The sequence below is a fragment of the Mariniflexile gromovii genome (genome assembly GCF_017814435.1).
GTDB classification, from domain to species: Bacteria; Bacteroidota; Bacteroidia; order Flavobacteriales; family Flavobacteriaceae; genus Mariniflexile; species Mariniflexile gromovii.
The window spans coordinates 18,742-43,813 of sequence record NZ_JAGJCB010000011.1; the positions used below are offsets into that span (position 1 = coordinate 18,742).

The following is a 25,072-nucleotide window of genomic DNA, read 5'->3' on the forward strand; positions in this document are numbered from 1 at the left end:
TTTGACAATTTTTGGATGAACACACCATGAATACATTGCTTATAACAGCCATAAAAGGCGCTATCTATGCAGGTGCAGAAATAATGAAAATTTATTCTGAAGCGTTTGAGGTCACTTTAAAACAGGATAATTCGCCATTAACAATTGCTGATGAAAACGCCAATGCTGTTATAAACGCTTATTTAGAAAAAACAGAAATTCCAATTATAAGTGAAGAGAATAAACAAGCTTCATTTGCCGTTAGAAAACATTGGGATACGTGTTGGATGGTAGATCCACTAGATGGAACCAAAGAATTTATAAAGAGAAATGGTGAATTTACCGTGAACATAGCACTTATAAAAAACAACACACCTGTTTTAGGTGTTATTTATATTCCTGTAACAAAAACGCTATATTATGCCACTGTATCCGATCATAAAGCCTATAAATGTGAGTTAAGTTCGCATGAGTTTTCAGCAAATATTTTTCAGAATAGTGAAGTAATAGTACCTCAAAAGCAAGAAAGCAATCCAATAAAAGTAGTTGGTAGTCGTTCCCATAGAAGTGAAGAAACCGATGCTTTTATTAAAAACTTAGAGTTACAAGGTAAAAACGTTCACTTGGTTTCTAAAGGAAGTTCTTTAAAGTTTTGTTTAATGGCTGAAGGAAAGGCTCATATTTATCCACGGTTTGCTCCAACCATGGAATGGGATACGGCGGCAGGACATGCCATTTGCAATGCGGTAGGTTTAAATGTAACACAGTTAAATAAGAACGAAGCTTTGCAATACAATAAAGAAAATTTGTTAAATCCTTATTTTATAGTACAATAGAGGAAATGAAAAACAATAAAAAGCAACATTACACTATAAAAGGACAGGATAGAGCATTAATTAATAAACATAAACCTTGCTTAATTTGGTTTACAGGTCTCTCAGGTTCAGGTAAATCTACCATCGCTAATTTATTGGAAAAAGAATTGTATAAGCAAGGCATACATACATATACTTTAGATGGTGATAATTTAAGACGAGGTTTAAATAAGGATTTGCTTTTTACTAAAGAAGACCGTATAGAAAATTTGAGACGTACCGCTGAAGTTGCCAAATTGTTTATTGATGCAGGTTTGGTTGTTATAGCTGCCTTTATTACACCTTACAACAAAATACGGGAAGATATTAAAGCCATTGTAGGTAGTGATTATTATATTGAAGTATTTGTAAATACTCCTTTAGAAGTCTGTGAAGAACGAGATGTAAAGGGATTATATAAAAAAGCACGTGCAGGTGAAATAAAAAACTTCACGGGCATTAGTTCTCCTTTTGAAACACCTATACACCCAACAATAGAAATAGAAACCGTTAAGGAAAGTACTGAAGTGGCAGTAGCTAAAATTTTAGCATTTTTAGAGGGGCGGTTGTAAGCTGTAATCTTACTGGAATACAAGCCTGAGAAGACCTTGAAATGAATTCAGGGTGACATGTCTGAGTGGATAAGGGTGACAATATGTGATTGATTTGTATTGCAAAACCCGAACCCTTGTCCTGTTGAACTTGTTTCGGAATCTAGTTGATTTAGAACTTTGTTTTCATAAGGTGTAGATTCCGAAACAAGTTTGGAATGACAAATGAGAGGATGTTTGGAATGATTAAAGTAAATTGCTTTGTCTTGCTGAATTTATACCAGCATCTAGTTGATTTAGAACTTTGATTTCATAAGGTGTAGATTCCGAAACAAGTTCGGAATAACAAAAGAGAGCTTGTTTTGAATGACAAAAGTAAATTGATTTGTCATGCTGAGTTTATTTCAGCATCTAGTTGATTTAGAACTTTGTTTACATAAGATGTAGATTCCTAAACAAGTTCGGAATAACAAAAGAGAGCTTGTTTGGAATGACAAAAGTAAATTGATTTATCATGCTGAATGTATTTCAGCATCTAGTTGATTTAGAACTTTGGTTTCATAAGGTGTAGATTCCGAAACAAGTTCGGAATGACAAAAGAGAGCGTGTTTGGAATGACAAAAGTAAATTGATTTGTCATGCTGAATGTATTTCAGCATCTAGTTTATTTAGAACTTTGGTTTCACAAGATGTAGATTCCGAAACAAGTTCGGAATGACAAAAGAGAGCGTGTTTGGAATGACAAAAGTAAATTGATTTGTCATGCTGAATTTATTTCAGCATCTAATTTGGGGTTATCAGAGATTTTGAAATACAGACCAAAACCCTGAAATACTGAAACAAGTTCAGCACCAGCAAGTTCAGGGTGACAAATATCTTAGTGTAAGACCCTGAAACAAGTTCAGGGTGACAAGTCCGAAGGGACAAGGGTGACAAGTTTATAGGGATAAGGGTGACAAGTTTAAGGGCTTCAGGATGACAAAAAAGCACCACCTTTTTAAAATATGAAGATGGTGCTAATTTTTTTTAAAGAATATCCACAAGTTTTAAGGCATTAAATGTACCATTGTTTAGGGCATATTGTAAACCATTTACTTCTTGATAAAATGCCACTTTAAGAAAATACATTTTACTACCTGTTCCAGAGGGTATTCCGGATGGTGTTAATGTTACGGGCGTGTTTGTATTGTCGATAGGTAGATTAACTGTTGGGCTAACCTGTAGGTCTTTTATATCTGTGCTGAAATCGATATCTAAAAACCCGGCTATTAAACTTACATGTGTGCTGCCTTGGGGTGCATTTAGATTTTGAGAAGGAATAAATTCTGCCATACTTATGGCTCCAGTGGTGGTGTTCAACGTAAAGTCTGAGAGTAGCACACTACTTAAAATGGCATTGCTGTTAAAGTTGAATCCGTTTAATGCCAATTTACCAAGTGGTGTTGCAAGACCTATCGCTACTTGACGTTGGCCTCTAGGCGACGTGGTGTCTGCATCTTTAACTTTTGTCATAGTTTGGGTTAATCGCGATGTGACTAAATCGTCTTTAGCATCAGTTAACAGGTCTAAAATGCTACGACGCAGTTGTTTTCCGCTAGTGGCTGCATGTCCAAATTCGGCTCCGTTTTCCCTAGTTCGCGCATAAGCGGGGTCGTTTTTAATTCGTTTGGCGCTCACGCTACTTTTTGTTTTTACTAAATACCCTTCTTTGCCCTTGTAAAAGGTAAGATTGTCTAGGGTGCCTTCAATCTTAATAATGCTGTTTAATTTTGCCATGATTTGGGGGTTTTATGTTCCGTAATTTTTTAGGAACTGGTTTAGGCTTTACTACCGCTTTGGTAGTTTTCATAAGTTAAACATACTGAGTTTTTTCTTTTCATGTTTTTTGATATGGCTTTAAACTGTCTTTTTTTCGTAAATAAGTCTTTTTGGTTTTTTTGTAGGTTTTTTAGCGGTTTTTTCTGTTTTTTTAACAATTTGTAGGTTTGTGCATTATTCTTGTGGACATGCCTCATCTATACTTTAGCTATACATGAGCTATATGGGTGTTGTTTAGTAGTTGAGTTGTTTAGTTGCTTGTGTTTATTGGTTTTGAGTGGATCACTTGCCTTCGCAGGGATAATAAAAAAGGGTGCATGATGAATATTAGTTTAGTTGTTTCGTTGATTGTTGTTTCGTTGATTGTTGTTTCGTTGGTTGGCTTGTGTTTTGCTATTTTTTACTCACAATAATTGTTTTTTTGTATTAAAAATTATATTATTATTGTAAAGTGATATATATGCGTTTGTAGGTTATTGAATTGTATGTAACCCTCTTCTAATTTAATATACCTCTTCTGTTTAGTGTATTGTTTAATCATTATTTGTTTTATGCATCGAATTTGTATTTATTCCCAAGACATTATTTGGATTACGGGACGAAGTGAACGATATGCGCAAGAAGTGATGCGCGATATTCGATTATTGTATCATAAAGATCGCCACCAACATGTTACCATTGCCGAAGCTTGTGCCTATTTGGGCTTGCCTTATGAGGATGTTTTTAATATGATTAATGGTATTAAGGTAGGTTAGTTGTTGAGGTGTTTGTTGTTTAGTTGTTCTACAGTCTCTTCTTTTGTCGTGCTGAACTTTGTTTCAGTATCTCGTTTAAGTTGGAGGAGACCCTGAAACAAGTTCAGGGTGACAAGTAGGGGTTCAGGGTGACAAGTAGGGGTTGGGGGTTCGAGACGATAAATTTGAGGGAGTTTAAGGTGATAAATTTCAAGTTCGGAATACCAAGCACAACCCAAATAACACAAAAAAGAAAGAAATCTGCATCAATCATTTTTTTGAACGCCATTACCTTATTATATTTACTCTTTCTAGCAGAAATCATCAATTAAATTGCCAGACAGCCAGCAAATTCCCCAAAGAATCTATGCCATTGGAAACCAGAATATATCAAAAAGAAAACAACTTAAAAATTGGCAAATTACTTAAAGATTCTGCTAAAGATTTTTTCGGTTCTCATTTTTTGGCAAAACAGTTGGCAACAAGAGACATTAAATCTCAATATAGACAGTCCTATTTGGGTATCATATGGGCTTTTATCATGCCCGTTACTTCAGCTTTGGTTTGGATATTTTTAAACCTTACAGGTACTATTAAGCTATCAGATACTGGCGTTCCATACCCAGTTTATGCATTTTCGGGCACGTTAATTTGGTCCATCATTACTGAAGCAATTAACTCGCCAACCAGTAGTACGAACTCAGCTAGGGGTATTATGTCTAAAATAAATTTCCCAAAAGAAGCACTTATACTTTCAGGTATTTACAAACTTCTTTTTAATAGCTTCATAAAAATAATGCTATTATTGGTTTTTATTTTTGTTTTCGGTATTGGGTTTCATGTGTCGTTAATGCTATTCCCTTTTGCGATATTAGCAGCTATATTATTTGGTACGACGTTAGGGTTGTTTATGACGCCTATAGGTTTAATTTATAATGATGTTGCCAAAATAATAAGTATGGGTTTAAGTTTCTTAATGTACATAACACCCGTAGTATATGCCATTCCAAAAGATGGCATCATGAAAACCATAATGGAAATCAACCCATTTACAGCATTAATTCTTACTTCACGTAGTCTAGCTTTGGGAACAACTCCAGAGTATTTAGGTTATTTCTGTTGGATTTTAGCAGCAAGTGTAGCTTTGTTTTTTATAGCCTTATTATTTTACCGAATATCCATTCCTGTAATTGTTGAACGTTTGAGTGCTTAGGTGTGTAAAGGGTGAAAGGTGAATTGTGAAACGTGAAAGGTGAATCGTGAAAGGTGGATGTCGTTTCACGTCTCCCGAATCACGCTTCCCGTAAAAAAAAAAAGAAATTATGGAACATAAAGATTTAGATGCTTGGAAGTATAGTATGGATTTGGTTGAAAAAATCTATATTATGTCATCTAAATTTCCAGAAGAGGAACGTTATGGATTAAAAAGCCAAATTAGGAGAGCAGCCATATCGATACCTTCGAACATAGCAGAGGGCTCAGGTAGAAATATGTAGATAAGAATGATGAATTAATGACGTTAATATTAAAAGTAAAACAATTGTTATTGGGATTTAGGAATTATTTGGAACGGAAAAATGCGTGAAACGTGAAGCGTCGATCGTGAAAGGTGATATGTGAAAGGTGAAGCGTGAAATTTATTTCGTTTCCCGTCTCCCGTCTCCCGTTTTCCGTTTCACGAACAAAATATATGATAGAAAAACAAAACATACAAACCGATGCCGAAGTCTTAGTGAAAGTAGAAGGGCTTTCAAAAAAATTCTGTAAAGATTTAAAAACAAGTCTGTGGTATGGCGTTAAAGATCTAGCTTATAATATTAGTGGCAACAAAAATGAACGCTTACTTCGAGATAAAGAATTTTGGGCCGTAAAAGATATTAATTTTGAATTGCGCCGTGGTGAATGTTTAGGTTTGATAGGGCATAACGGAGCCGGAAAATCTACCTTACTAAAAATCTTAAATGGTTTGATTAACCCTGATGCTGGAAAAGTAACCATAAAAGGACGTGTTGGTGCCCTTATAGAATTAGGAGCAGGGTTTAACCCTATTTTAAGTGGCCGCGAAAATATTTATAATAACGGAGCTGTTTTAGGATTTACAAAAAAAGAGATTGAAGCTAAAATTGAAGACATTATAGATTTTTCTGAAATACGTGAGTTTATCGATATGCCTGTGCAAAATTACAGCTCCGGTATGAAAGTACGTTTGGGCTTTGCCGTGGCAGCACAAATGGAACCCGATGTATTGATTATTGATGAGGTTTTAGCGGTGGGAGATATGGGATTTGTTTTAAAATGTTTTAAAACTATTGATACTATTTTGCCAAATACGGCAATTATATTTGTTTCCCATAGTATGCCCATGGTATCTCGTATTTGTAGCCAGATTATCTTGTTGGAACATGGAAAAGCACAGTTTCAAGGTTATGATATAGGAAAGGCTATAGATTTATATTATATGCGTTTTGCTCAAAACGAAAGTAATGTGGTATTTGACGATGGAAGTATAATTTTAGAGAGTGTGAAATTTTTGAATATTTCAAATGTTGTTAATAATGTTCCTCAATTTAAATGGAAAGACAATATTGAATTAGAATTAGTTTTGTACAATAAATTATTAACAACAATTCCTTATATTACTCTGAGTATTTTTGACAAAGAACAGCGAGGGGTTGCCATTTTTAATTATGAATTTATTAAGGTTAATATCACAAAAGGTAACATTAAATTAAATTTAAAACACTCAAATTTACAATTGTCAAAAGGGACTTATTCTTTAAATTTAATTATTTACGAAAAACAAAAATTACAAAACCCCATACTAAGAATGAATAATATAATTTCTTTTCAAGTATTATATGAAATTGAAACTTGGCCTCCATTTTTATTAGATTGCGAATTGATTGTTAAACAAATTTAGGAAATTATATGATGAGATTATTGTCTAAAAAAAAAGTGCCCAAAGTAACTTTTATTTTTGGATCGCCCAGAGGAGGAACTACTTTTTTGTGGTCTCTTTTGGAATCTTCAAAAGGAGTTGTTCCATTTATTAAGGACTTATCCAAAAATACTGAAGGGAAATATAAGACAAGTGAATCAGGTATTTACATTAATGATGAAAAGGAGGCAAGTAACAAAATAATTGCTTTTTGTAAAATGTATTCTAACTACAGAATTATTGAAAAAACTCCTTCACATACATTAATTTATAAAAAAATTATTAAAGATTTTCCAAAAAGTAAAAACTTAGTGATTTTTAGACATCCTTTAGCAATTGCTAATTCAATAATTAATTCCGAAATGGATGTGTTTAGAGGACATACAATAGATTCCGCTGTTCAGTTGATTAAAGATTATTATTTTAATTTAATAGAGTTAAGCAGGTTAAATAATAGCATTGTTATAACTTATGAAAATTTGCTATCAAATACACAATCGGTTTTAAATGATGTTTTTAAGAAATTAGAATTGGACAGTTCTGATTTAACTACTATTGTAGAATCAAATAAAGGACAATCTAAAATAGATGTAAAAGGTGTTTTTAGAAAAGGAGAGGCTTTTTCCTTTCAGTACGAGCTAGATGAGTGTCTTAAAGAAAAACTTAACGAATTCTTGTCAGCAGAAATTTGTTTTTATAAATCTCTAACAATCTAAAAATTAGATTTTAGCATGACAAATATTTTAGTAGCAACAAATCATTTAAAAGATTTAGGTGGGTCTGAAACATTTACATATTCTCTAATTGATGAACTTAAAAACAGACCAAATTTTAATGTAGAATATTTCACGTTTTATAAAGGACTTACTTCAGAAAAAATAGAATCAGAACTAGATGTAAAATTCATGTCTAAGAAAAGATATGATTTAATTTTGGCCAATCACAATACTTGTGTTGACCATCTTTATAAAAATGGGTTTATTATACAAACCTGTCATGGAGTATACCCAAAATTAGAACAACCATCCGATAAAGCAAACGCTTATGTAGCCATTTCCCTTGAAGTTCAAAATCATCTTGCTTTAAAAGGTTATAATAGTGTTGTGATTTATAATGGAATCAATTTAAAAAAATTTAATTGTCACAATGAATTAAATGAGAAATTAACTACTGTTTTAAGTTTATGCCAATCTGCTAAAGCAAATGAGTTTATTAAGAAAGCTTGTGATGAAATGATAATTGAATTTATCATCGCAGATAAGAATAATAATCCAACTTGGAATATCAGTAAATTGATAAATAAGTCGGATTTAGTTATTGGTTTAGGAAGAAGTGCTTATGAGGGGATGGCTTGTGGAAGACCAGTTATCATCTATGATAATAGAGATTATTTGGATGATTTTGGAGATGGATATGTGAAAAATATTTTAGGATTAAGTTTGCAAAACAATTGCTCTGGAAGGTATTTTAAAAAGAATTTTTCATTAGCTCAATTTATTGAAGAATTAGGTAAATACCAAAAGAAAGATGGTTTGTTTTTCAGAAGTTTTGCAGAGAAAGAACTTGACATTGAAAAAAACACAAATAAATATTTACAATACTGGGCCACCATAAAAAAAATAGATAAAAAGCGTAAATTGAGTAAAATGGAACGTATTGTTGGAAAAAAAGTGTTAACTGTATTGATTAAAATATATCGTCAAATAAAAAAAAATGTAAATTGATTTATGGATTTATTCTTGAATATGTTTTGGGAGATAACTTAAAGTAGTATAGTCAATTTTTAAATTGTATTAAAATGAGCATAGCATTCACGATTTGTTCCAATAATTATTTGGCTCATGCAAAAACGTTGGGGGATTCTTATTTAGCACATCATCCAGATTCTAAGTTTATTATTGGTTTAGTAGATAAGTTTGATGCGTCTTTTGATTATGGCGTTTTTTCATCATTTACAATAATACCTGTAGAGGAAATACAAATTAAATGCTTTAAGGAATTAAACACTAAGTATAATCTTGTAGAATTAAATACAGCGGTTAAACCTTTCTATTTTCATCATATATTTTCTGTTTTTAAGCCAAGTAAATTACTGTATATAGACCCAGATGTTTTAGTTACAAGTAATTTTGAAGAGGTGTTAAATGTTTTAGACAAAAAAAACATCCTATTAACACCACATATATGTACACCAATAGATGACGATTATGCACCCACAGACTATCATACTTTAAGAGGCGGCATATTTAATTTAGGTTTTATTGCTTTAAGTCAATATGAAAAAGTCAAAGACTTTTTAGATTGGTGGGAGGCTAGAGTGGTAAAATATGGTTTTGCTGATTTTTCTAAAAGCATGTTTTATGACCAATTGTGGATTAATTATGTACCTGCTTTATATGATAATTACTTTATATTAAAACATCCAGGGTACAATGCAGCAAATTGGAACCTTCATGAAAGAACCCTTTCTATTAGCAATAAAACTTATGTTGTAAATAAAGCTTATCCACTTCGTTTTTTCCATTTCAGTAGTTACAAATTCGATAAACCAAACGAAATTTGCTCTTATTTAACACGGTTTGATTTTAATAGTAGACCAGATTTAATATCTTTATTTAAAGACTATAATAAAAAACTTCTAGATAATAATGTATTAACAATATCTAACTTAAATATTTTTTATTACCCTAAAAAATCAACTGTTGAAACGGTAAAAAGGAAAAAAAATAAATCGATTTTGTTTAAAGTTGGACATAGAATAAAAAAGGCAATTAAAGTATTAGCTTATGGTTAAATATTATAAAAAAGTTGTTGTAGTTATTCCTATACACAATGATTCTCCATCAACTTTTGAGTTGGTCTCATTTCAACAGTGCTTTAATGTGCTGGGAAAACATCCCATTAAAATAATAGCACCATATGGATTAAGTTTAGATAAGTATCAAGAGATAGTACCAAATTTAGATGTTGTTTTTATTGATAAAATTTGGCAATCATCTATTGAAAAATATAATAAACTTAAGCTAAGTAAATTTTTCTATAAATTATTTGATAATTATCAATACTTACTTACATATGAATTGGATGCATTTGTATTTAAAGATGAACTTATACACTGGTGCAATAGAGGCTATGATTATATTGGTGCACCATGGTTTGTAGGATATGAAACTGCTGAAAATAAGTTTTTAGGGGTTGGAAATTCCGGATTTTCTTTAAGAAAAATAAAAGCTATGCAAAATGCTATAAAAAAAGTATATCTTAAAGATGCTGCCTATCATACTTTTGGAAAGAAAACTATAATAGCACTTAAATTGTCTGTATGGCTTAACTATATACGGATCTATTTTGGAGAAAATTATACTATTCAATATGCAGATCATATTAATGAAGATGTATTCATATCAGAAGTAATTGCCATAAAAATTAAAAAATTTAAATTAGCTCCTATTGATGAAGCAATCTCATTTGCATTTGAGGTTAAACCAAAAGATCTTTATCAATTAAATCAAAAGAATTTGCCAATGGGATGTCATGGGTGGTGGAAGTATGATTTTAAATTTTGGCAACCATTTATTGAAAATTTTGGTTTTAAAATAGATTTACCTAATGTAAATTAAAAGTGCCAATTTGTGAAACACTTACATAATGCTTAAATTATCCATCATAACAATTAATTACAATAATCTTTCTGGTTTAACCAAAACAGTTGCTAGTGTTTTAAATCAATCAAGAAAAGCGTTTGAGTTTATTGTTATAGATGGAGGATCTACAGATGGTAGTAAAGAATATTTAGAAAGTAGTAAAGAAAAAATAAATTATTGGGTAAGCGAACCAGATAATGGTATTTATAACGCCATGAACAAAGGCATTGCAAAAGCATCTGGTGAATATTTGTTTTTCCTAAATAGTGGCGACCATTTTATTGATGAAAATTCATTGGAAAAAGTTCAATTCCATTTAAATCAAATAGATGTTGTTTATTTTAACGTTAATGTTGTTAAAAACGGTGTTTCTAATATTTTGGAAAACCCCAAAGAAATATCTTTTGAATATATCCATAATAATTTACCATGCCATCAATGTACTTTTATACGTAAAACTGTGTTCGATAAAATAGGCTGTTATGATGAAAATTTGAAAATTGTTGCCGATTGGAAGTGGTTAATTATTGCGTTGCTTAAGCACAACGTATCCTATCAATACGTTAATGATGTTTTTTCAACTTTTTATAATGATGGTGTAAGCTCTTTAGAAGAAAATCAGCAATTAATTCAAGAAGAACGGCAACAAGTGTTAAATACCGAGTTTCCGATTTTAATGAACGATTTAAAAACGATATATACGTTAAAAAGAGTTTTAAGAAATTTAAGAAAATCTAAAAAAATTAACTTATTAATTAAACTGGGGTTATTAGACAAATTTTAAATATGGATTTTAAGGTATCGGTAATCATTCCAGTTTATAACTGTGAACTATTTATAGAAAAGGCTGTCAGGTCAGCATTAATGCAACCAGAGGTTTGTGAAGTCGTTGTAGTAAACGATGGCAGCACCGATGCTAGCGAAACCATTATAAAACAACTGCAAGCACAATACCCCAAAATAAAATTATACAATCATAAAAATAACCTTAATAAAGGGCGTTCAGCCACCAGAAATTTAGGTATACAAAAAGCTACAGGAGCCTATATCGCATTTTTAGACGCTGATGATTTTTATTTAGAACACCGATTTAAGAATGACCAATTAATTTTTGAGAAGAGCCAAGAGGTAGATGGTGTTTATAACGCTATTGGAGCTCGCTTTTATAGAGAAACCAACTCGGTTGAAATAGAAAAATTAAAACTAACCACGGTTACTGAAAAAATAAATCCAAAAAATCTTTTTGAAGAATTATTATACTACAGGAAAGGACATTTTTCAATTGATGGCTTAACCTTAAAAAAAACAATTTTTAATGATGTTGGTTATTTTGATGAGTCATTATTGGTTTCAGAAGACACAAATTTAATACTTAAAATGGCTTTGAAATGTCATTTAGAAGCTGGAATTATTAATTTGCCTGTAGCAATAAGAGGTGTACATGATTATAACGTCTTCAACAAAGAACATATCTATAAAAAGTATAGACCTAAAGTTTACGAATCGCTTCTATTTTGGACAAACAAAAACAAAATTGATACAACCCAAATAGATCATTTATTGAATGTATTATGGATATTTAAATACAGGCAAACTAATAGTTTACTTAATAATATAGCATATTGGTTTTTTATATTTTTTAAAAGCCCTCAACTGCTGTTTTCTAAACTCAGTATAAAATACTTTCCCTTGGTTAGGCTTAGACAGAAACTTTTCCCATTTTTGTATAAATAATACTTTTAAATGAGTTTTGCTCCCATAACACTTTTTGTTTACAACAGACCAACACATACTAAAAGAACGTTGGATGCATTAGCTTTAAATCTTGAAGCGCCTGAAAGTGAGTTATATATTTTTTGCGATGGACCTAAACCAAACGATAATATAGAAAACCTAAAAAAAATTAGTGAAGTTGTTGGTTTAGCCAAAAAGGAAAATAGGTTCAAGAAAGTATATGTGCAAATAAGTAAAAAAAACAAAGGTTTAGCAGAATCTATAATCTATGGGGTTACAACGATTGTAGAGAAATATGGACGTGTAATTGTACTTGAAGATGATATAGAAACATCAAAAGGGTTTTTAAAGTATATGAATGATGCTTTAAGTTTATACGAAAATAATGACGAGGTAATGCACATTTCTGGATATATGTATCCCCATAAAGAAGTGTTGCAGGAGACATTTTTTTTTAATGTCCCTCTATGCTGGGGGTGGGCTACATGGAAAAAATCATGGAAATATTTTAATAATAACCCTATTCAACTTTGGAATGAATTAAAACAAAAAAATTTGCTAAGTGATTTGGATAAGTTTGGCGGCAACTATTTAAGTAGTCAGTTAGCTTATAATATTACAGGAAAATTAGACACCTGGTTTATTAAATGGCATGCATCGGTTTTATTGCAAAATGGTTTTACACTGTTTCCTAAAACGTCTTTGGTACAAAATTTTGGTTTTGATAATACAGGAGTTCATAATGGCGTACACACAGAGTTTCATAATAGTGTTTTAGCTGAAAAAATAGCTGTAAACAGTATAGCTTTTTTTGAAGATATGAAGGTTGAGACCGTAATAAAAGATTTTTATAAAGTATTGAATCATAGATATGAAAAGAAGACTTTAAAAAAGAACATTAAAGATAAGATTAGAAATTTGGTTTTTCTTATGTTTCCTGATTTAAAACGGGTTTTAAAATACAATCAAAAAAATAACCATGTAGAGAGTTATTTTGGTAATAATATTAAGATTTATCCAGCTTCAAGAATTTCTAATACCATCATTGGAAATTACACATATATTTCAGAAAACTCGGTAATTAATAATACTATTATAGGTAAGTTTTGTTCTATTGGGGCTAATTTTATGGCAGGTAGAGGAATTCATCCAACAAACGGTATATCAACGCATCCTATGTTTTATTCGAAGAATAAGCAAAACGGTATAACATTAACATTAAAAAATAAGACAAATGAATTTATGCCTATTACTATAGGTAGTGATGTTTTCATAGGAATGAATGTTACAGTACTAGATGGTATTACAATTGGTGATGGTGCGATTATTGGTGCAGGAGCTGTTGTTTCCAAAAACATTCCTGCTTATGCAATTGCGGTGGGCAATCCTATCAAAGTTATAAATTACAGGTTTGAAGATGAAATTATAAGTAAACTACTAAAAACTCAATGGTGGAATTTAAAACATGAAGACTTAACTTTGGTAGAGAAATATTTTTTTAACATTGAAGAATTCATTAAAATTTTTGAAGAAAAAATTGAAGAACAATAAAGAACGAGCTAAAATTTGACACCTAAAATCACCATTATAACAATCAATTTTAATAACTTCCAAGGCCTTAAAACAACTTTTGAAAGTGTTAAAAATCAAACCTTCCAGGATTTTGAGTATATTGTTATTGATGGCGGTTCAAGTGATGGAAGTTTAAAATTACTAAAAGAGCATACTAATTATATTGATTATTGGGTAAGCGAACCAGATAAAGGTGTTTACCATGCCATGAATAAAGGCATTTTAAAAGCCACTGGAGAATATCTTTTGTTTTTAAATAGTGGAGACCATTTTTATAGTAATGTTGCATTGCAAGAAAGCCTTGATCATTTAACTGAAGAGGATATTATTTATTTTAATCTTCAAGTAACTGAGGAAGATAAGTCATTTATAAAATCATATCCAAAAATACTGTCCTTTTCGTATTTCGTTGAAGATACTTTACCGCATCCTGCAACCTTTATAAAACGAGTAGCATTTTTAAAAACCAATATTTACAAAGAAGATTTTAAAATTCTGTCTGATTGGAAATTTTTTATCGATGCTATTTGTAAATATAATTTAACATATAAAAAAATTGATAAACCATTATCTACGTTTTATATTGGAGGCATGAGTTCGAACCCAGCCAATAGAGCTCTTAAGCATTCTGAACGAAGTCAGGTGTTAGAACAAGAATATGCTGCATTTATGAAAGATATGAGTGATACTTTATTGTATAAGCATATTATAGAAAATTTTAGAAAATCTAGAATTATAAAAATATTGGTAAAATTTGGCTTTTTGAATAAATTTTAAATGAATACACTGGTTTCCATTATAGTTCCATGCTTCAAACAGGCTCATTTTTTAAATGAATCGTTACAATCTGTTTTAAATCAAACATATCCTAATTGGGAATGCATTATTGTGAACGATGGAAGTCCAGATAATACGGAAATCGTTGCAAAACAATGGTGTACTAAAGACAAAAGATTTAAGTATTTATACAAAGAAAATGGTGGTTTAAGTAGTGCTAGAAATGCAGGAATTACTGTAGGTACAGGTGAATTTATTTTACCATTAGATGCCGATGATTTGATTCATGAAACATTTTTAGAAAAGTTAGTGCCTGTTCTAAATAATGATAAAGCATTGGCAATAGTATCTTGTTATAGTAAATTTTTTGAAAAAAATATAAATAATATTGTTAAGGAATTAAAACCAAAAGGAAATGATTATCGTTTTCTACTTTATGTAAATCAACTAATAGCAACTTCTTTATATAGAAAAGAATGTTGGGAAGCAGTTGGAGGTTATGATGAAAGTATGAAAGCAGGTTTTGAAGATTGGGAGTTTTGGCTAGCTATAACTAAAACTGGACGGAAGTATAAAATAATTGAAGAGTTTTTGTTTTATTACAGAAGAGCTAAAAAATCAATGTTAGTTGATACTATTTCAAATTATGCTGAAAATAATAAAGAGTATATTTTTAAAAAGCATAGCGATATTTATATTAAGGATTTTGAAAACTGTATGACAGTTCTTTTTTATCACATCAAAACCCATAGGGATAGTGAGATAAAATTAAAAAACTCCTTAGAATATAAAATAGGTAAAATACTATGTAAGCCTTTTAGAATGTTTAAAATAAAAGGAAAATAGACAAACTAATATGATGGTTTCAGTTGTAATTAGAAATAAAAATCAAGCAGACGTTTTATCGTTTTTGTTGAAGAATTTAACAGGACGTTATTCCGATGATATTGATGAAATTATTGTAATAGATAACTTATCAACGGACAGTAGTAAAAAAGTAACAGAAAAATTTGGAGCAAGGTTTGTAACCATTAAAAATTTTAGCTTTGGGGGTAGTGCAAACGTATGTGCCAAAGAAGCTAAAAACCCTATCATAGTAATTTTTAGTGCACATTCTTATCCAGTAAGTCATGATTTTTTTAAGTTGATAAAAACTAAATTTCAAGAAAACTCTAATTTGGCTGGGTTACGATGCCTGCATCAACCTAACGATTATAAAAATTATATCAATAACATTCCAGCAAGGCAAGATCCCAATAAATCAGGATTGATATTTTCGGGTGCTGCCTTTAGTAGAACTGTGTGGGAACAACATCCTTTTAGGGAAGATGTACCAACTTTTGAGGATAAGGAATGGACAGTAAGGGTTTTAAAAGCGGGGTACGATATCGATTTTGTGCCATCTATTTTTGCTTACGATATTAAGCGCAGCTATAAACAATTGTTTTTTAGATTTAAAAACGATGTGGCAGGTAATTATCAATTATGGCATCAAGATATTAGTTTTTGGAATGCTTTAAAAGGATTAATTGGTTCGGTATTTAAAATATTAAAATCGTTTTTAATAGAGCTATGGTATGCATTGTTGAGATTTATCTTTTTAATAAAATTCATTTGCAACAAACCCAATAAATTCTAGTAACAAACATAAATAATGCATAAAAGCAATAACTCTAGGAGCAATCCGATATGGTTTATTTACGATTCAATATTAATTTTAATTACTTTTTATTCATATCAAATTTGTATTTATACACTTAAAATTCTAAAGGCAATATGATAATTTATTATTAAAGTTTGTAAAAATTAAGTTAGTATGATAATAAGGCTTTTTTGGTGGAACGATTCAGAAAACTATAATGGATTGTATAATTATGGCGATTTAATGTCTAAATACTTAGTTGAAAAAATTTCAACTAAAAAAGTTATATCATCTAACCATAAATATAACCGAATCATAACTAAGTTTATAAAAAAATATTATCTGTGCATTGGAAGTATTCTTTCGGCAGCTTCAGAAAATTCTATAGTTTGGGGAAGTGGTATTTTAAACAAAAATGAAAATGTGAAAAGAGCAAAATTTTGTGCAGTAAGAGGTCCTGAAACAAGAAAACGTCTTTTAGAATTAGGGTGCAGTGTACCGGAAATTTATGGGGATCCAGCTTTGCTTTTACCACTTTATCTAAAAAATACTGTGGATAAAAAATATGAGTTAGCAGTAATACCACATTTTGTAGACTACGATATTGTTAACAAAATTTTAAAAGAAGATAATAGAATAAAAGTTATCAATTTATTGACGAATGATATAGAGCGCACAACTAAAGAAATATTAGAATGTAAACAAGTTATATCTTCTTCACTGCATGGTGTTATAGTTGGCCAAGCATATAACATACCTGCACTTTGGGTTAAATTTTCAAACAAACTATCTGGCGATAATATTAAATTTTACGATTATTACAAATCTGTAAGCATTAATTTTTTGGAAGAGATAGAAATCAGTCCAATGGATTTGTCTTTTGATTTATTATTCTCAATTTTGGATAAAAATAGAGATGTCTTATTACCACAAAAAGCACATATCCAGAATATGCAATCTAAATTATTAAAAGCTTGTCCATTTAATTAAAGTAATGTGTGTTTGTGTAAGGTGTTTAAAGTGAGTGTGATAGTAGGGTTAAATAAAAAAACAGGTTTTTAGTAATGGCCATAAAAAATAAAAAGTCTATTGTTATAATTGGATTGATAGATAATATTGGTGGTAGAGAAATAGAAGCTAGAAATATTATAGAAGCATTATCAAAAAAATATAATGTAAGGGTGATTTCCCTTTTCTTTATGACGGGAGATTCAGAAGCTGTAAAGGGTCTAAATTGTAATTGGACCAATATTTATTATCAGCTTAATAAATCTAATATTTTTTTGCAGTTAATTAGTTTTTTGGTTAAAGTATACCATAAGAAAAAAACACCGTCCTATTTTATGGTTGATAATAGGATAAATAGAAAGTTATTTAATCTTAATACTTTGAAAAATAACATATTAAAAAAAGAAATAGATAAAGCCGATGCCGTTTTATATTGTGGAACACTCCATTTAAATATTTTAAATGAAATGGTAAAGTATTGTGATACAGTTAAAAAGCCAATTGTTTTAAGAACAACCGGTAAGATTAAAAGTATCCCCGATAGTTTGAAAAAACTAGTTCCATTAGTTAATACAATATTAGTTCATTCTATTAATAATGCTTCTTTGTTAAAGAAATATAATTCTAAAAATATACAAGTTATAGATCAAACAACATTGCAAGAAAAAAACTTGTTAGGGTTGCCTATACAGATGAAAAAAGAATTGATTTTTGGATTTTTAGGTCGTTTTTCAGAAGAAAAGGGTGTAATCGATTTGTTAAAAGTGTTTAATAATTTAGATAAAAAACTAATATTATCAGGTTCAGGTCCTTTATTAAAAGATGTTGAAAAATTAATAACTCCTAATATTACTTTTTTAGGAACAATAAGTCCAGAAAAATTAACCGATTATTTTAAACAAATAGATGTTTTGATTATACCTTCATTTGAAGAAGCAGGACCTTTAGTTGGAATTGAAGCTATGGCTGCAGGGAAAGTAATTCTTTCAACCAAAGTAGGAGCTATGATGGATAGATTATCAAAATCGAACAACAATTTTTGGTTTGATATAAATAAGAAAGAAACTCTAATAAATCAAATTTATTTCCTTTCAAACATAGATCAAAATGAATTAGTAAGAATTAGAGAAACCACAAGACAACATTACATTGGTAACTATTCTGTACAAAAAATATCTAAAAGCTATTTAGAAGTTTTTGATAAACTATTATATTAATTTTTTTAAATAATTCTATTTTTTGATTTCAATAATTATCCCAATATACAACCGCGAGTATTTAATAGAAGAAACGCTTCAATCTATTAAAACACAAACATACCAAAATTGGGAATGTATTATTGTTGATGATGGAAGTCATGATAATACGGCAGAAGTTACAAAAAATTTAATAAAAAACGATTCCCGTTTCAGGTTTTTTGAACGGCCAAAAATAATTAATAAAGGACCGAGTGCGTGTCGAAATTATGCATTTGAAAAAGTAAGAGGAGGATATATTCAGTTTTTTGATAGTGATGATATTATGCATCCAGAACATTTAAAACTTAAAATAGAAAACATAAAGGATAACGATTTGGTAATCTGTAAACTCAAAGAGTTTTCAGGGCCATTTAAAAGTTATGATTTATATCAACCTACTAACGATATTTATAAACCAAAAAATAGTTTTGAAGACTTTGTAATAGGTGAATTTCCAATGATGATGGTTGCACCATTATGGAAAAAATGTGTTTTACAAAAGTATATGCCTATGCGCGAAGATTTGCACATTCTTGAAGATCATGAGTTATATGCAAGAGCACTTTTTGAAAAGAAAGAGATAGCTATTATTAACCAAGACTTAATTTATTATAGAGTAGGAGAAACTTCTTCAACAAACAATTTTTATAAACAGGTTGATTTTGGTTTAAGCTCTTATTTTGAAGCTAAACGTACTGTTTTAAAACTTTCAAAAAGTAAAAAAATAAAACTGGCTATCTTAAAAATGACATTGGGTTTTTTTAGGCAGGCATTAGCAGAAAGAAATTTTAAGGCTGCAAAAAAATGTTTAGATTTTATTAAGTTTGAAAGTCTTTGTTTTAATTTGAGTTTAAAATTTAAATTTATGCGTATTAGGTTTTTTTATTTCATTTTTAAAATAGTAAAAAAGGGAGATACCAAATTTAAACCATTATTTAAGATTTAATGAAAATCCTCATGGTTGCCATACCAAATCACCACTTTTTTCAATGGGTAAACCAATTGAAAGATTCAGGTTATGAAGTTTTTTGGTTTGATGTAACTGATGGTGGTCCAAAGTCCGATAAAATAGCATGGGTAACGCAAATAAAAGGGTGGAAGTTACGCTGGGATTTTCCATTTAGAACTACCATAAAAAAAATCTTCCCGAAACTATATGCATTGATTCAAAAGTTAAATGAACGATCTGTTACTTCAGTTTTTAATAAGATTTTAATTGATATTAAACCAGATATAGTGCATTGCTTTGAAATGCAATTATCGGGGTTGCCCATTTTATCCATCATGGAAATTAATATGTTACCTTTTATATATTCATCATGGGGGAGCGACGTGTTTTATTATGATAAACTTGGAGTTTCAAAACAACAATTACAACGTTTTTATAATCGCGTTAATTATGCAATAACCGACTGTAAACGCGATTACAATTTGATGGTTGAAAACAGCTTTAATTCGAAATTTTTAGGCGTTTTTCCCGGAAATGGTGGGTTAACTATCAACCAAAATAATATTCAACTTATCTCGAAAAGAAACATTATTTTAATAAAAGGATATGATGATGGTGTGGGTAAAGCTTCTGTAGTATTAAAAGCTTTTGAATTGCTGCCAAAAAGCTTTTTGGAAGCTTATAAATTGATTGTTTATAGTGCAGATAATTCGGTTGAAAGACATATCAATAACTCTAGTTTTTTTTCAGATTTAGATATAGAAATTTATTACAGATATGCTTTTTTGCAAAATGAAAGTCTATTGAAAATGATGGGTGAAAGTTGTATTCATATAGCTAATAGTATTTCGGATGGTATGCCCAATGTTTTATTAGAAGCTATGGGTATGGGAGCGTTCCCCATACAATCCAATCCAGGAAATGTTACTGAAGAAGTTATTACACACGGAAAAAACGGTTATTTAATTCATAACGCTTTAGATGAGATTGAAATATCAAACTTAATAAAAGAGGCACTGGCAAATGAAACACTTCGAAAATATGCTCAGAATTATAATGTAAATTTTATTGATCAACATTATAATCGTACTATCTTGCAACCTAAAATAATCACCCTTTACGAATCTGTTTTAATCGAATCTAATAAATGAAACTGTCGTTTCTTATCGTTACAAAAAATAGGCCAGACGATTTGGTTTTTACCTTGAATAAATTAAAAAATTTGATAGATAGTTCTATTCATGAAGTTTTGGTATTTATTGATGGGTGTGCAAAAACCGAAGCTGTAATTGATGGATTTAATTGGGTAAATTGGACAGTTTCTAAAGAGAGCATTAGTGCTTCACCTGCAAGAAACATTTTATATAAAAAGGCAAAAGGAACTATTTTTATTGGTCTTGATGATGATGCGCACCCCATAAGCAATGATTTTATTACCAATGTAGTTTCCGAATTTGATGAAAATCAAAATTTAGGTATCATTGCTTTTCAAGAAATTCGCGGCTTGTTTAAATCGGATATTGAAGCGTTAAAACTAGCCAAACCCTCTCCATCTTTTTTTACAAATGATTTTGTGGGTTGTGGTTTCGCAATTAAAAATGAGGTGTATAATGCCACAAATGGTTTTCCTATTTGGATGGATATTTATGGAGAAGAATCGGCCTTAGCAATCGAGGTTTTAGATTTAGGATTTGATATTAAGTATAACAACAACATCATAGTAAACCATCGGGTTGATGTTGAAAAACGAAAACTTCAAGGGAGAAACTACTTTCGGTTTGAAAAGCAGTTGGTAAATTCCATAAAGTATTATTTAATCTATCATAAATACCCAATGATTAAAATTTTAAAACTTTTGTCTCATAATTTTAAAAAATATGCACTTTCAGATATTTCATATTTTAGACTGTTCTTTAAAGCGATTTTTACGGTGTTTTTTAATTTGTTTACTGTTTTAAAATATAGAAAACCCGTTAAAAAAAGCACCCTCAATAAAAAAGTAAGTTTTCAATTATTACCATATTAAGCCTATAATCAAGCCAGAATGTTATTCAATTCTTTAGATTTTGCCATGTTTTTACCAATAGTGTTTGTGCTTTATTGGTTTGTGGCAGCAAAAGACCTAAAATATCAAAACTTACTTTTGGTAGTAGCTAGTTACGTGTTTTATGGCTGGTGGGATTGGCGCTTTTTAACTCTTATTGCGTTTAGTTCTATATTAGACTATGGTATTGGTTTGCGTTTGTTGCATGAAGAAAACGAACTAAAACGAAAAGCTTTCTTATGGTTAAGTATTTGTGTAAATATTGGATTTTTAGGATTTTTTAAATACTACAATTTCTTTGTCGAAAATTTTATCGATGCGTTTTCACTTTTTGGAACTAAAATTTCAGCGAATACTTTGCATATTATTTTACCAGTGGGTATTAGCTTTTATACCTTCCAAACATTAAGTTACAGTATTGATGTTTATAGACGAAAATTAGAGCCCACAAAAGATGTAATATCATTTTTAGCCTTCGTGAGCTTCTTTCCGCAATTGGTGGCTGGTCCGATTGAACGTGCCACAAATTTATTGCCGCAATTTTATAAGAAACGCCAGTTTCATTACTCGCAAGCTGTAGATGGTTGTAAACAAATACTTTGGGGTTTATTTAAAAAAATAGTAATAGCCGATAATTGTGCTCAATATGCGAATACCATATTTAATAACTCCGATAATTATTCTGGAAGTACTTTAGTAATGGGTGCTTTGTTCTTCACATTTCAAATTTATGGTGATTTTTCTGGGTATTCTGATATTGCTATTGGGATTTCAAGGTTGTTTGGTTTCAATTTAAAACAAAATTTTGCATTTCCTTATTTTTCAAGAGATATGGCTGAGTTTTGGAGGCGTTGGCATATATCCTTGTCTACTTGGTTTCGAGATTACTTATATATTCCACTAGGCGGAAGCAGAGGCGGAACATGGATGAAAGTTAGAAATACGTTCATTATTTTTTTAGTCAGTGGTTTTTGGCATGGAGCGAACTGGACTTTTATTGTTTGGGGACTTTTAAATGCGCTTTATTTTTTGCCATTATTGCTCACCAAATCCAATCGAAATAATTTAGATGTGGTTGCTGAAAATGCCAATGTACCTTCCGTTAAGGAATTTCTGCAAATGGTATTAACATTTAGTCTCTCGGTGTTTGCATGGATATTTTTTAGAGCTGAAAATGTTACACAAGCCTTTTTGTATATAAAAAGCATTTTTCAACCAAGTTTAATAGCTTTACCAACTATTAGACCTACAAATGTAATTGTGTTGGTTATTTTTTTTATTTTGTTAGAATGGTTTGGAAGAAGAAATCAATATGCCATAGAAACGTTTTTTATAAACAAACCCAGAATTGTAAAATGGGGTTTTTATATGTTTATTATTTCCTTGTTATTTATATTTAGGGCAGAAGAACAACAAGAATTTATTTACTTTCAGTTTTAATATGAAACTTTTTTTTAAGCATATAATAATTTTTGCACTTGCCTTTTTTATTGTTGAAAAAGGGGTTTGGTTTATTTTAAACGAAACTCCAAAAAAGCAATATGATAAGCGTTTGGAACTTTTGATAAAAGGGAAAATTAACAAAGATATTATTGTTTTAGGGTCGTCTCGAGGGGCGGGTAATATTTTAGCGGGACAATTGGAAAAGGAAACAGGATTAACAGCTTACAACTTATCTTACCAAGGTTCTAATGTCGATTTTCATAAATTTATTTTAGAAACCTTACTTAAATTTAATAAAGCACCTCAATATGTATTACTAAGTATTGATAATTCAAGCCAATTTATTAAGGACGAAAGCTTAAATTATAGAGAAGATGCCGTGCTTCCTTTAACAAAATATAATTATATAAATAATGAATTGGTTAATGAAAAAATAAATAGTCCATTATCTTATGCTTTCTTTCTGGGTAGGTACAATAAATTTCATTCGTTGTTTAGAGATGCTTTTGTAAACACAAGAAATCCTATAGATAGTTTTGGATCTATGGGTATTTTAAAAAAAAATGATGTTAAACTAAATTACGTTGAAAAAACAGAAAAATATAATCAAAATTTTGAAAAAGCATCAAGAATCAAAGCGTTTAAAAACATTCAAAAACTTTGTAAATTGAATAACATAAAGTTGGTTTTTGTGTTTTCTCCAAGTTTTTATAATTTCGAAAGTAGTTTTTATACGAGATTCAAAAAATTAGATGAATCAGAAAATGGAATATTTGTTTATGATTCAACGAATAATATTTATAGGAATCAAGAATATTTTTACGACAAAACCCATCTTTTTATAAATGGTGCTAAAATATTTTCAACTGAGATCAGTAACTTTATAAATACAGAACTTAGTTTTAATCGCTAGGCTTTATTTAAAAATTTCATCTTAAAAAACGTATTTTAGCCACTGCAATAAATCAACTTGATAAATTTAATAATGAAAAAAATCGGTTTCATTCCCCTTAGAAAGAACTCTAAGGGCATTGTAAATAAAAACAAACGCAAAATGGTAGGAAGACCCTTGTTTACTTGGGTTTTAGGTGAAGCAGTTTTTTCTGATTTAGACATGGTTTATGTGTATACCGATGATTCTGAAATTATCGATTTTATAAATAAAGAATACCATTGGACTTCTAAAGTGAAAGCGGTCTTACGAAGTGATGAAAGTGCTACCGATACGGCATCTACCGAATTCGCGATGCTTGAATTTTGTGATAGTATAGATTATGATTTTGATGTATTTTGTTTACTTCAAGCTACATCGCCATTCACTAAAAGAGAAGATATTAATGCCTGTTTAGATACATTAAATGATGGTTATGATTCTTCTTTAACAGTAGTAAATACTCATCGTTTTTTATGGAACAGCAACGGAACCGCCATTAATTACAATCCACATAAAAGACCACGTAGACAAGATTTTGAAGGTTTGTTGGTTGAAAACGGATCTGTTTATGTCACAACCAAACAAGCATTACAGAAACATGAAAACAGAATAGGAGAAAAGGTAGCAGTCGTTAAAATGCCTGAAGATACCTTGATGGAAATAGATTCTGAAACCGACTGGATTGCTGTTGAAACCTTGCTAATTGAACGCCAAAAACGTGCAAAAGAGTCGAAAAAAATTACTCATATTGTTTTAGATGTGGATGGGGTTTTTACCGATGGCACCATAACATACACCAAAGATGGTGAGCACACCAAAAGCTTCGATATGCGCGATGGGATGGGGCTGGAAATATTGCGTCAGTTTAATATCGAGGTGATGATTATGACATCAGAAAATTCAGAATTGGTAGCCAAACGCATGGAGAAACTAAAAATCAATCATGTGTTTTTAGGCGTGAAAGATAAATATAGCCTATTACAGCATGTTTTAAATGAACAAAACATATCACTTAACAACGTTGCATATTTAGGTGATGATGTGAACGATTTAACCAATATTTGCAGTGTAGGTTGGTCTTTAACCCCAAATAATGCTACCGATGTTGTGAAACAACATGCGGATATTGTACTTTCCAAAAATTCTGGAGCTGGTGCCATCAGAGAAGCTTGCCAGTTCATTTTTAATTATAATAAACGATTTTAATTGCCCT

At 30.4% G+C, this 25,072-nt stretch carries 25 protein-coding genes; 24 read left to right on the forward strand and 1 reads right to left on the reverse strand.

Annotated elements, in window-relative coordinates:
• Positions 1–26: 26 nt before the first annotated feature.
• Together cysQ and cysC are read left to right on the forward strand one after the other, a co-directional pair.
• Positions 27–815: a 3'(2'),5'-bisphosphate nucleotidase CysQ gene (cysQ, locus tag J8H85_RS11770; RefSeq protein ID WP_209655401.1), complete on the forward strand. Its 789-nt coding sequence runs from the start codon at positions 27–29 to the stop codon at positions 813–815.
• A gap of 5 nt (positions 816–820) precedes the next feature.
• Positions 821–1,405 (forward strand): adenylyl-sulfate kinase, encoded by a 585-nt coding sequence (cysC, locus tag J8H85_RS11775; protein WP_209655402.1) that lies wholly within the window; start codon positions 821–823, stop codon positions 1,403–1,405.
• Positions 1,406–2,410: 1,005 nt separating this feature from the next.
• Here cysC and J8H85_RS11780 read toward each other — a convergent pair.
• Complete coding sequence (locus J8H85_RS11780; protein WP_209655403.1) at positions 2,411–3,160, reverse strand: hypothetical protein; 750 nt, start codon at positions 3,158–3,160, stop codon at positions 2,411–2,413.
• A 593-nt stretch (positions 3,161–3,753) separates the two neighbouring features.
• Here J8H85_RS11780 and J8H85_RS11785 point away from each other — a divergent pair.
• From J8H85_RS11785 to J8H85_RS11890, 22 genes are all read left to right on the forward strand, one after another.
• The gene (locus tag J8H85_RS11785; protein WP_209655404.1) at positions 3,754–3,957 is read left to right on the forward strand and encodes a hypothetical protein; all 204 of its coding nucleotides are present in this window, start codon (positions 3,754–3,756) and stop codon (positions 3,955–3,957) included.
• 352 nt (positions 3,958–4,309) lie between these two features.
• Positions 4,310–5,149, forward strand: coding sequence for an ABC transporter permease (locus J8H85_RS11790; protein ID WP_209655405.1), 840 nt, complete (start codon positions 4,310–4,312; stop codon positions 5,147–5,149).
• 109 nt (positions 5,150–5,258) lie between these two features.
• The gene (locus J8H85_RS11795; RefSeq protein WP_209655406.1) at positions 5,259–5,432 is read left to right on the forward strand and encodes a four helix bundle protein; all 174 of its coding nucleotides are present in this window, start codon (positions 5,259–5,261) and stop codon (positions 5,430–5,432) included.
• 194 nt (positions 5,433–5,626) lie between these two features.
• Positions 5,627–6,856 carry an ABC transporter ATP-binding protein gene (locus J8H85_RS11800; protein ID WP_209655407.1) on the forward strand — a complete coding sequence of 410 codons (1,230 nt, stop codon included), beginning with the start codon at positions 5,627–5,629 and terminating at the stop codon, positions 6,854–6,856.
• 8 nt (positions 6,857–6,864) lie between these two features.
• A complete protein-coding gene (locus tag J8H85_RS11805) occupies positions 6,865–7,590 on the forward strand; it encodes a sulfotransferase (protein WP_209655408.1) in 726 nt (241 codons plus the stop codon).
• Positions 7,591–7,605: 15 nt separating this feature from the next.
• Positions 7,606–8,598, forward strand: coding sequence for a glycosyltransferase (locus J8H85_RS11810; RefSeq protein WP_209655409.1), 993 nt, complete (start codon positions 7,606–7,608; stop codon positions 8,596–8,598).
• Positions 8,599–8,672: 74 nt separating this feature from the next.
• A complete protein-coding gene (locus J8H85_RS11815; protein WP_209655410.1) occupies positions 8,673–9,668 on the forward strand; it encodes a glycosyltransferase family protein in 996 nt (331 codons plus the stop codon).
• Entirely contained in the window at positions 9,661–10,494 is an 834-nt protein-coding gene (locus J8H85_RS11820; protein WP_209655411.1) for a DUF5672 family protein, read from the forward strand. The genes J8H85_RS11815 and J8H85_RS11820 overlap by 8 nt, the downstream gene beginning before the upstream one ends.
• A gap of 28 nt (positions 10,495–10,522) precedes the next feature.
• The gene (locus J8H85_RS11825) at positions 10,523–11,302 is read left to right on the forward strand and encodes a glycosyltransferase family 2 protein (protein WP_209655412.1); all 780 of its coding nucleotides are present in this window, start codon (positions 10,523–10,525) and stop codon (positions 11,300–11,302) included.
• 2 nt (positions 11,303–11,304) lie between these two features.
• Positions 11,305–12,252 carry a glycosyltransferase family 2 protein gene (locus tag J8H85_RS11830; RefSeq protein WP_209655413.1) on the forward strand — a complete coding sequence of 316 codons (948 nt, stop codon included), beginning with the start codon at positions 11,305–11,307 and terminating at the stop codon, positions 12,250–12,252.
• A 9-nt stretch (positions 12,253–12,261) separates the two neighbouring features.
• A complete protein-coding gene (locus J8H85_RS11835; RefSeq protein ID WP_209655414.1) occupies positions 12,262–13,803 on the forward strand; it encodes a DapH/DapD/GlmU-related protein in 1,542 nt (513 codons plus the stop codon).
• Positions 13,804–13,818: 15 nt separating this feature from the next.
• Complete coding sequence (locus J8H85_RS11840) at positions 13,819–14,601, forward strand: glycosyltransferase family 2 protein (protein WP_209655415.1); 783 nt, start codon at positions 13,819–13,821, stop codon at positions 14,599–14,601.
• The gene (locus J8H85_RS11845; protein WP_209655416.1) at positions 14,602–15,447 is read left to right on the forward strand and encodes a glycosyltransferase family 2 protein; all 846 of its coding nucleotides are present in this window, start codon (positions 14,602–14,604) and stop codon (positions 15,445–15,447) included.
• A 10-nt stretch (positions 15,448–15,457) separates the two neighbouring features.
• A complete protein-coding gene (locus J8H85_RS11850; protein ID WP_245243799.1) occupies positions 15,458–16,240 on the forward strand; it encodes a glycosyltransferase in 783 nt (260 codons plus the stop codon).
• 246 nt (positions 16,241–16,486) lie between these two features.
• Positions 16,487–17,233, forward strand: a complete 747-nt coding sequence (locus tag J8H85_RS11855) for a polysaccharide pyruvyl transferase family protein (RefSeq protein ID WP_245243800.1) — start codon at positions 16,487–16,489, stop codon at positions 17,231–17,233.
• Positions 17,234–17,307: 74 nt separating this feature from the next.
• A complete protein-coding gene (locus J8H85_RS11860) occupies positions 17,308–18,468 on the forward strand; it encodes a glycosyltransferase family 4 protein (protein ID WP_209655418.1) in 1,161 nt (386 codons plus the stop codon).
• A gap of 22 nt (positions 18,469–18,490) precedes the next feature.
• Entirely contained in the window at positions 18,491–19,435 is a 945-nt protein-coding gene (locus J8H85_RS11865; RefSeq protein WP_209655419.1) for a glycosyltransferase family 2 protein, read from the forward strand.
• Positions 19,435–20,589 (forward strand): glycosyltransferase, encoded by a 1,155-nt coding sequence (locus J8H85_RS11870; RefSeq protein WP_209655420.1) that lies wholly within the window; start codon positions 19,435–19,437, stop codon positions 20,587–20,589. The genes J8H85_RS11865 and J8H85_RS11870 overlap by 1 nt, the downstream gene beginning before the upstream one ends.
• Positions 20,586–21,464: a glycosyltransferase family 2 protein gene (locus J8H85_RS11875; protein WP_209655421.1), complete on the forward strand. Its 879-nt coding sequence runs from the start codon at positions 20,586–20,588 to the stop codon at positions 21,462–21,464. The genes J8H85_RS11870 and J8H85_RS11875 overlap by 4 nt, the downstream gene beginning before the upstream one ends.
• An 18-nt stretch (positions 21,465–21,482) precedes the next feature.
• Positions 21,483–22,922, forward strand: coding sequence for an MBOAT family O-acyltransferase (locus J8H85_RS11880; protein WP_209655422.1), 1,440 nt, complete (start codon positions 21,483–21,485; stop codon positions 22,920–22,922).
• Between the two features lies 1 nt (position 22,923).
• A complete protein-coding gene (locus tag J8H85_RS11885) occupies positions 22,924–23,838 on the forward strand; it encodes a hypothetical protein (protein ID WP_209655423.1) in 915 nt (304 codons plus the stop codon).
• Positions 23,839–23,910: 72 nt separating this feature from the next.
• Positions 23,911–25,065: an acylneuraminate cytidylyltransferase gene (locus J8H85_RS11890; protein WP_209655424.1), complete on the forward strand. Its 1,155-nt coding sequence runs from the start codon at positions 23,911–23,913 to the stop codon at positions 25,063–25,065.
• Positions 25,066–25,072: the final 7 nt, after the last annotated feature.

Coding starts and splice junctions, on each gene's coding strand:
- cysQ (WP_209655401.1), top strand. CDS start 27: ATGAATACATTGCTTATAACAGCCATAAAAGGCGCTATCTATGCAGGT.
- cysC (WP_209655402.1), top strand. CDS start 821: ATGAAAAACAATAAAAAGCAACATTACACTATAAAAGGACAGGATAGA.
- J8H85_RS11780 (WP_209655403.1), bottom strand. CDS start 3,160: ATGGCAAAATTAAACAGCATTATTAAGATTGAAGGCACCCTAGACAAT.
- J8H85_RS11785 (WP_209655404.1), top strand. CDS start 3,754: ATGCATCGAATTTGTATTTATTCCCAAGACATTATTTGGATTACGGGA.
- J8H85_RS11795 (WP_209655406.1), top strand. CDS start 5,259: ATGGAACATAAAGATTTAGATGCTTGGAAGTATAGTATGGATTTGGTT.
- J8H85_RS11800 (WP_209655407.1), top strand. CDS start 5,627: ATGATAGAAAAACAAAACATACAAACCGATGCCGAAGTCTTAGTGAAA.
- J8H85_RS11805 (WP_209655408.1), top strand. CDS start 6,865: ATGATGAGATTATTGTCTAAAAAAAAAGTGCCCAAAGTAACTTTTATT.
- J8H85_RS11810 (WP_209655409.1), top strand. CDS start 7,606: ATGACAAATATTTTAGTAGCAACAAATCATTTAAAAGATTTAGGTGGG.
- J8H85_RS11815 (WP_209655410.1), top strand. CDS start 8,673: ATGAGCATAGCATTCACGATTTGTTCCAATAATTATTTGGCTCATGCA.
- J8H85_RS11820 (WP_209655411.1), top strand. CDS start 9,661: ATGGTTAAATATTATAAAAAAGTTGTTGTAGTTATTCCTATACACAAT.
- J8H85_RS11825 (WP_209655412.1), top strand. CDS start 10,523: ATGCTTAAATTATCCATCATAACAATTAATTACAATAATCTTTCTGGT.
- J8H85_RS11830 (WP_209655413.1), top strand. CDS start 11,305: ATGGATTTTAAGGTATCGGTAATCATTCCAGTTTATAACTGTGAACTA.
- J8H85_RS11835 (WP_209655414.1), top strand. CDS start 12,262: ATGAGTTTTGCTCCCATAACACTTTTTGTTTACAACAGACCAACACAT.
- J8H85_RS11845 (WP_209655416.1), top strand. CDS start 14,602: ATGAATACACTGGTTTCCATTATAGTTCCATGCTTCAAACAGGCTCAT.
- J8H85_RS11850 (WP_245243799.1), top strand. CDS start 15,458: ATGATGGTTTCAGTTGTAATTAGAAATAAAAATCAAGCAGACGTTTTA.
- J8H85_RS11855 (WP_245243800.1), top strand. CDS start 16,487: ATGTCTAAATACTTAGTTGAAAAAATTTCAACTAAAAAAGTTATATCA.
- J8H85_RS11860 (WP_209655418.1), top strand. CDS start 17,308: ATGGCCATAAAAAATAAAAAGTCTATTGTTATAATTGGATTGATAGAT.
- J8H85_RS11870 (WP_209655420.1), top strand. CDS start 19,435: ATGAAAATCCTCATGGTTGCCATACCAAATCACCACTTTTTTCAATGG.
- J8H85_RS11875 (WP_209655421.1), top strand. CDS start 20,586: ATGAAACTGTCGTTTCTTATCGTTACAAAAAATAGGCCAGACGATTTG.
- J8H85_RS11880 (WP_209655422.1), top strand. CDS start 21,483: ATGTTATTCAATTCTTTAGATTTTGCCATGTTTTTACCAATAGTGTTT.
- J8H85_RS11885 (WP_209655423.1), top strand. CDS start 22,924: ATGAAACTTTTTTTTAAGCATATAATAATTTTTGCACTTGCCTTTTTT.
- J8H85_RS11890 (WP_209655424.1), top strand. CDS start 23,911: ATGAAAAAAATCGGTTTCATTCCCCTTAGAAAGAACTCTAAGGGCATT.